This window comes from Bradyrhizobium sp. P5_C11_2, assembly GCF_054049755.1.
The window spans coordinates 1-5,188 of record NZ_JBFULT010000541.1; the positions used below are offsets into that span (position 1 = coordinate 1).

Annotated in this window: 7 protein-coding genes; 3 read left to right on the forward strand and 4 right to left on the reverse strand. The window is 63.4% G+C overall.

Annotation, left to right across the window (positions count from 1 at the left end; translation table 11 throughout):
- On the reverse strand, positions 1-363 hold a 363-nt coding region (locus ACXJL8_RS33375; RefSeq protein WP_456686332.1), incomplete at its 3' end, for a rhomboid family intramembrane serine protease.
- A 571-nt stretch (positions 364-934) separates the two neighbouring features.
- On the opposite strand from ACXJL8_RS33375, the gene ACXJL8_RS33380 reads away from it, so the two are divergent.
- Together ACXJL8_RS33380 and ACXJL8_RS33385 are read left to right on the forward strand one after the other, a co-directional pair.
- Positions 935-1,489: a PAS domain-containing protein gene (locus ACXJL8_RS33380; RefSeq protein ID WP_456686333.1), complete on the forward strand. Its 555-nt coding sequence runs from the start codon at positions 935-937 to the stop codon at positions 1,487-1,489.
- Between the two features lie 232 nt (positions 1,490-1,721).
- A complete protein-coding gene (locus tag ACXJL8_RS33385; protein ID WP_456618213.1) occupies positions 1,722-2,510 on the forward strand; it encodes a Crp/Fnr family transcriptional regulator in 789 nt (262 codons plus the stop codon).
- A gap of 278 nt (positions 2,511-2,788) precedes the next feature.
- Here ACXJL8_RS33385 and ACXJL8_RS33390 read toward each other — a convergent pair whose 3' ends face one another.
- Complete coding sequence (locus ACXJL8_RS33390) at positions 2,789-3,280, reverse strand: phasin (protein ID WP_456618214.1); 492 nt, start codon at positions 3,278-3,280, stop codon at positions 2,789-2,791.
- Positions 3,281-3,794: 514 nt separating this feature from the next.
- Between ACXJL8_RS33390 and ACXJL8_RS33395 the strand changes: the two genes are divergently transcribed.
- Positions 3,795-4,220, forward strand: coding sequence for a cupin domain-containing protein (locus ACXJL8_RS33395; protein WP_456618215.1), 426 nt, complete (start codon positions 3,795-3,797; stop codon positions 4,218-4,220).
- Between the two features lie 34 nt (positions 4,221-4,254).
- On the opposite strand, the gene ACXJL8_RS33400 is transcribed toward ACXJL8_RS33395, so the two are convergent.
- Both ACXJL8_RS33400 and ACXJL8_RS33405 read right to left on the reverse strand, forming a co-directional pair.
- Complete coding sequence (locus tag ACXJL8_RS33400) at positions 4,255-4,440, reverse strand: hypothetical protein (protein ID WP_456618216.1); 186 nt, start codon at positions 4,438-4,440, stop codon at positions 4,255-4,257.
- Positions 4,440-5,186 carry a transglutaminase-like domain-containing protein gene (locus tag ACXJL8_RS33405; RefSeq protein ID WP_456686334.1) on the reverse strand — a complete coding sequence of 249 codons (747 nt, stop codon included), beginning with the start codon at positions 5,184-5,186 and terminating at the stop codon, positions 4,440-4,442. The genes ACXJL8_RS33400 and ACXJL8_RS33405 overlap by 1 nt, the downstream gene beginning before the upstream one ends.
- Between the last annotated feature and the right edge of the window lie 2 nt (positions 5,187-5,188).

The window sequence follows — 5,188 nt, forward strand, 5'->3', positions numbered from 1 at the left end:
GAACCGCACCGTGCCGAAGCGCCGCGCCAGCGCGCTGCCGAACGGCAACAGCCACAGCACGTTGAAGCCGAGATGGGTGAGATTGGCGTGCAGCAGCGAATAGGTGACGAAGGTCCAGACCTTGGCGCCGGTCCCGCCGGGGATCTCCAGATTGAGCAGCGAGGAATCGTAGCGCTTCGGGATGAAACCGAAGACATCGATGGTCCAGTTCTCGATGTCCGGCGGCAGCAGCACCCGCAGATGGATCACCGCCAGGAGGACGATATAGGCGGTCAGCGCCGCCGGCAGCGTCAGAATCGGCTCGCGCGGAGCTTCCTCGATGACGGCCGGCTGGTCCGGCGGAGAGTTTGGTGGGGAATCCAAGGGGCTTCGCCTTCAGGCGCGATCGGAGCGACAGGCTTGGAGATAGTCGCCTTTACCCACCCGGTGCAAGTGCACAAACGGAAATCGTGAATGATGGGCTCGTCTCGAACCGAGCGAGGCGCTGGATCCCGGCTCAGCGGTGCATCACTGAAGAAGTGCTGCGCCGCGTCCGGGGCACGAGAGAGTGTGCCTGAGAAAAGGAAAAGGCAGGGCCCTGGGAAAGCCCTGCCTGTCCGTGTCGGCCTTCCGGCAGCAGAGGAATAAGGAGTATCCCCACCCCTCCCCGCCGCCGGTGACCAAACTGTTTGACGCCTGTGTACAGACCCCGCCGAGAACCTGGATGAAAGCGGCGAGGCTTGCGACTGCGATCACCATAGCAGCGGCGCGGCGCGCGCCAAGCGCATAGTTAATTTAACGTTAACGACGCAAAGACCCCTGCTCGGGCAGCTAAAACGCCCCCGCGGCATGGACGCTGCAATTCCCCTCCTGCACAACACAGAAGGGATCGCGGGTGCACTGAAGCGGGACAGGTCTGTCCCGCGAGGTTTCGCCCCGGGGTAAGCGTTCAGTCATGAAACACAAGTCGAGCCGCGAGTTCTTCGCGTATTGGGACAAGAAGCGCGGCACGGCGCGGGCTCCGGACAGGGCCGACATCGATCCGGCCGCGGTCCGCGGCCTGCTCGGCGACATCTTCGTGCTGTCGTGCGAACCCAACCTCGGTTTTCCGTTCCGCGTCGCCGGCACGCGCGTCTGCGCGCTCGCCGGGCTCGACCTCAAGGACCAAAGCTTTGCGGCGCTGTTCAGCGAGGCCTGCCGCAGAGAGATCGGGGAGATCACCACCATCGTTGCCGACGAGACGCTCGGCGCCATCGCCGGCCTCACCGCCTTGCGCGACGACGGCAGCAAGGCGCACCTCGAGCTGTTKCTGCTCCCCTTCAACGCCCGCCCGCATACGCCCGTCAGCGTCACCGGCGTGCTTGCGCCGTTCGACGACGAATGCGGCGCGCTTGGCGCGTTCACCCTCACCTCCTGGCGCTATCTGCACCAGCCCGAGAAACTGCTGCCGCGCGCTATCCGCAAATTGCAGGTCGCACGCGGGCTGATGGTGTATGAGGGGCTGAGATAGGAGCAACGCTCGCGTCGAGCGAGTTTTGCAAGCCTCCGGCCCGGTCTTCGTCGCGCGAGTGAGATGGCCGTCAGACGCGCCCGGCGCGCTGGCTTGGGATCCGTCATTGGAACCTTATCTGTTGACGTGAGTTGGTCCGCTTGCCGTGGCAAGCGTCTGCGCGGTACCGCGGCTCGGTCGGAGAAGATGCGTTTGCTAGCCGCCGGGCCTCCGTCGAGGGAAGAATCCCGTGATGGAGCACGCGACCAGAGTTGGTAATCGCTTGTTAGCTGCGTTGCCGCCGGCCGATTTCGCTTTGCTTGCACCACACTTGCGGAAAGTACCTCTCCATCACGATGCAGTGCTCGTTCGATCGGGCGACCGGATCGATCACCTTTACTTCCCCTGCAGCGGCGCGATCGCGCTGATCATGGAATTGCCGAACGGACAGACGACCGCAACCGCCGTGATCGGCAACGACGGCGCGGTCGGCCTGATGTCGGCGCTTGGCCCCGGCCGGTCACCCCTGACCGCGGTCGTCCGCGTGGCCGGGACCGCGCTGCAGATCTCGCCCGCACGATTTCATGAGATGCTCGAACGCAGTCCCGCCATCGCGCACGCGGTTCAGCTGCTCTCCAGAGCGCTGATGACGCAATTCCTGCACGTCGCAGCCTGCAACGCACTGCACTCCGTGGAGGCCCGCCTGGCCCGCTGGCTGCTTCACATTCACGATCGGACGGATGGCGGTGACATCCTGCCCTTGACGCAAGAAACGTTGTCGGAATTGCTTGGCGTCCGGCGCACCACGGTTACGCACGTCGTGAGCGCACTCCGCATGTCGAGGGCCATAAAGTCCAGTCGGCGCGGCCAGCTCGAGATCGACAGGCGTCGACTCGAGGTCGTCGCCTGCGAGTGCTACAAGGTGATGGGCCGCAGGATCGATCGGATCTTTTCGCAGGATGCGTTGAGGCACCGTCACGCCGCGCCGGCGCGGAACGGCTGCCCGCCCCCCGAATTCCCGTTCGCCAAGACCGTCTCGTAGACCCAAGCCTCTCGGGCGAACCATTCATGCGTAGCTTCGCACATCCGACAATAGGTGCGCGAAAAGAACACCGCACTGCATCGAAACCTTTCGCGATCCGTCTCAATGCCTGTCGGAATGGCGTTTCCCGTTTCCGGGCACCTGATCATCACCATACCCATCTTGTTTCCCTCCAGCTTGGCATCACCTCACGGCGGCGGATGGCCGCCCCCGGCTGGACGGCGTCTCTTCTGGCGAAGACGCTCGTCCAGCCGATCCACGTGGCCGGTAGCTTCGATTCAGACAGCCTTATGCAGAACCCGGTTGAAGCTGTTCTTGATCGGCTCGGTCGTCTCGGACGCGACCTTCTGGGCCATGTCCCAAAGCTCCCGGTTCTGAGCGGAAGCCGCTTCAAAGGTCTTGCGGCCGTGGACGGTGGAGAGGTTCACGAGGTCCGCAAACGACCTCGCATCCGCGAGTTGGGAGAGGAAATCCAGCGCGGAGCTGGTGTTGGTATTGGATATTTCAATGACCTTGGTGCCGTAATCGGCGGTACGCTTGGCATTGATCGAACAAGCTTCGTAGAGAGCTGCGGTAATCTCCTCGGACGTCGCCTTCATCTGCTCGAAATTTGCCTTGGCCCGCGTGGCGGTCGGCCCTGCGAGAGCGCCGAACATCGTCTGAATGTTGAAAAACGGCATGTCGAATTTGAGCTTTGCAGTTCCGTTCGCCGTCTCACTCAGCGGAGCGGCATTCGTCTCGGCTTTCACATTGGCATCAATCACGGGCATTCATCCTTTCAAGCGAAACTAGATAATGGATTGAAGACTCCCCGACGCGCCCAGTGCGTGCTGCACCGGACACCAGTGCCCCTACTTTCACGATGGTGGGAAGCTGCCGCGGATCTGCGGCTCTCGCCCCCTGCCGGAGCCAACTATGCCCTACGAAAGTCGAGGCTTCAGTTCGCTTTCGGACTCTCAATTTGAATTAATTCGATTCATGCGGCGCATCAGCGCAGGCAAACATTTTGCGTCTTTAAGGTTGCTGCGATTGCGGGCGCCAACTTGAGATTAGTGCCGGCGAGCCAATCAGAGACGTCGATCCCGGAGCCGTTTTGAGCGTGCCCCGGAATGTTCTGCCGCTTGCAATCGGCCGCGGTTGCACAGCGCGTTGCATTCGACGATGCTGCGCATCGTCAGCTGATCGCACGCGGGCTGATAGTGTATGAGGGACCGCGGTAACCTTCATTTCGATGCGGGCGAGCGCCGCGACCTCGATTCAGCCTCTCACCGGGATAACACAGCCATGTCCGACATCAATTTCGGCGCGCTTCAGCTCCGCTTCCTGCACAGCAAGGATGACACCGACGGCAGCGTCGACATCTTCGAAATGACGCTGCAACCGAATGCGCGGATGCCGATCCCGCACTATCACGACCGCTGGGACGAAACGATCTACGGGCTGTCCGGCGTCTCGACCTGGACGATCGACGGCAAGCAGAGCGATCTTGGCCCGGGAGAATCGGTCTTCATCAAGCGCGGCGTCGTGCACGGCTTTACCAATCGTTCGACGGGGCCGGCGACATGCCTGTGCATCCTGAGCCCCGGGGTGTTGGGCCCGCAATATTTCACGGAGATGGCCGCACTCCTGTCGGCCGGCGCGCCACCCGATCCCGCGAAGATGAAAGAGACGATGCTGCGCTACGGACTGGTGCCGGCGCCGGCGGCGTAAGCCAGGCTCGCCGCCCGATGGAGGCAGCGGCCCCCTATTGTCCCGCCAGGCGCCTCACGCCGGCGGCGGTGAGCTCAAGCGCTCCAAGCCGCCTGATCGCGTAGCCCAGATGCACGAGACGCTCCCAGTGCAATTGGGGGATCTCGCTTTGGTGGTCGACCTGACCGACCTTGCGCAATGAGTCGAGTTCGTCGCTGCTGAGCGGGGGATGACCGGCCATCAGGTGACCTCGTCGGTCCAGACCTTGAAGCTGACCAGCTCGTTCGGACCGAACGTCTGCGTGATCGGAACGTCGCAGGCATCGCGCCCCTGCGCGATCAGGATGCGCCCCTGCCGCGGCACGTTATTGCGGGGATCGAAGGTGTGCCAGCGGCCGCCGATGAAGGCCTCGAACCACCCGGCGAAATCGCCCACAGCCCAGGGCTGCGGCGTGCCGACGTCGCTCAGATACCCGGTGCAATATCGCGCGGGGATGTTCATGCAGCGGCAGAACGCAATGGCGAGGTGCGCATAGTCGCGGCAGACCCCCTTGCCCTCCTGGTAAGCCTCCCACGCGGTCTTGGTGGCACGCGCATGCTCGTAGCCGAAGGCGATGTGGCGGTGAACGAAATCGCAGATCGCCTCCACCCGCGCCCAGCCGGACGGCGTCTTCTCGAACAATTGCCAGGCGATCTCCGAAAGCCGGTCGGTCTCGCAATAGCGGCTGCCGAGCAGATAGACCAGCGTGTCCGCGGGCAGCTCCTCGATCCTGTGCTGAGCGGCCGAGGCAAACACCGGGTCCGGCAGGCCGCTGTCGCGAACCACGCCATCCGCGGCAAGGCGCATGCGACCGGCCGGTGCGACCATGCGGCTGCACCAATTGCCGAACACGTCGCGGTAGGGCGTGATCTCGACCGCCGGCATGGTGGTCAGGAAGTCCGGCACGATCACATCGGAGGCGCGGGTGAAATGCGTGCCCAGCACCATGA